We start from the raw sequence: 1792 nt of genomic DNA, 5'->3' as shown, positions 1-1792 counted from the left end.
CCCGCGGCCGGGCGGCCGTGGGACCAGTGCGCGAGGAACCGGTGCGGCTCGGCCGGCGCGTAGCCCGTCGCGTCCAGGAACGCCGCGAACTGGGCGTTCGTCACCTCGGACTCCGCGACCGCGACCGGCGTCGGGAGGACGCCGTCGCGCTGCAGGGTGCGCGCGTCGTGCAGGCGCGGCGGCAGCGGCTTCCACTCGTCCACGTACGGCGCGCCCTGGTACATCCCGGTCTCGCGGGCGCGGTAGCGGACGGTGAGGACGTAGTCGCCCGCGGGGACGACGACGGCGTCCGGGTCCGCCCCCGACGTGTCAGACGTGTGGGTCGCCCGAGGGAACTGTGCGCCTGACCGGCCCACGCGGCGCGCCAGCCGGTGCGGGAACCTGGCGTCGGGGTCGTGCGGCGTCTCGCGCAGGGCGTCGAGCAGACCCGGCAGCCAGGCCGGGTCCGCGACGTCGTCGGCGATGTGCAGCAGGGCTGCGATGCCCCGCCCGGGCACGATCACGTCCGTCGCGTCTGACACGTCCGAGAGCGGAACGAGACGTCCGTTTGCCCGCTCCGCGGCAGCGGCGTCCAGCACCGGCCCCGCGTAGTCCGTCTCCCCGCGGTTCACCAGCGTCCACAGCGTCACCCCGCCCAGCGACCACCGTGACGCGTACACGCCCGCGGCCTCCGCCTCCGGGGCCAGAGGCGCCAGCGGCGTCCACCCGCCGTCGAGCAGCAGGTCGCCGGCGGCCCGCTGGACCGTCACCATGCGGCGGACGGTCGCCGCGTCGCGCCGGGACCAGCCGACCCACACGCCGAACACGACCTCCCACACCATGACACCCACGCCGTTCAGCCACGCGGACTGCAGCTCCTCGGAGTGGTCGCGGTGCCAGCGCCGCACGTGGTGCTGCATGTGCCGGCGCTCGTACCAGTGCGCGCGCAGCACGCCCGGCACCGGCGAGTCGGCGAAGAACTGCGCCCACGACGACGAGTGGTCCTCGATGCGCTCCACCGGCAGCTTGGACTCGCCCTCCAGCACGATCCCGGGCCGCGCGGCCTCCAGGCGCGCGACCAGCTCGGGCTCGGCCTTCTTCAGGGTGTCGAGGAAGACGCCGTCCGCCCCCAGCTCGCGCACCACGGCGGCGAGCTCGGTGAGGTCGTCCGCCCCGCGCTGGGTGCCGACGTCCCACGGGTTGTAGTCGACGAACACGTGCAGCCCGGCCTCGTGGAAGGCGCCCACGAGGGCCACGAGACCCGGCACGTCCCGGTAGAAGTCCCACTGGTTGCGGTCGTCCAGCCCGATCACGGGGTAGGCGTGCCAGAGGACGACGGCGTCGAGCCCGCCGAACCGCTCCCGGGCGTCGGCGAGGAACACCTCCGGTGTGAACCGGCCCTCCTCGAACGAGTAGAGCAGCTCGTCCCACAGCCAGACCTGCGCCACGGTGCTGCACCGCGCGGCCCAGGCGGCCTCGGGGCGCTCGTAGGCGGCGCCGGTGTAGCCGTGCCGTTCCCGCGCGTCGGCCCGCCAGGTGTGCAACATCTCGCGCCAGGCCGGGCGGTCGGCCGGGTCGGCGGGCCCGGAGAAGATCTTGGCCTCGTCCAGGGCCGCGCTCCGCTCGGCGGTCAGCCCGACGACGACCTCGGTCGGCCGGTCGATCGGCCGCGGGACCAGCGGGTCGAAGGTGTAGCTCATGGTGCCTTTCCCAGTTCTTCTGCCAGCGCGACGACGTCGGCGGCGTGCGGCACGGCGTCCTGCGCGCCGGGTCTCGTGACGGCGAGCGCCCCGGCGGCCCCGGCGAGCCGGGC

General features: G+C 75.0%; 1 protein-coding gene. It reads right to left on the bottom strand.

Annotated elements, in window-relative coordinates:
- Positions 1-1679 (bottom strand): hypothetical protein (locus PROKR_RS05880; protein WP_084800275.1); only part of this gene is annotated, 1679 nt, incomplete at its 3' end.
- Between the last annotated feature and the right edge of the window lie 113 nt (positions 1680-1792).

This window comes from Promicromonospora kroppenstedtii DSM 19349 (assembly GCF_000515355.1).
Lineage (GTDB): Bacteria > Actinomycetota > Actinomycetes > Actinomycetales > Cellulomonadaceae > Promicromonospora > Promicromonospora kroppenstedtii.
The sequence above is the reverse complement of the archived record's forward strand: the minus strand, read 5'-3'. Positions and strand labels throughout refer to the sequence as shown.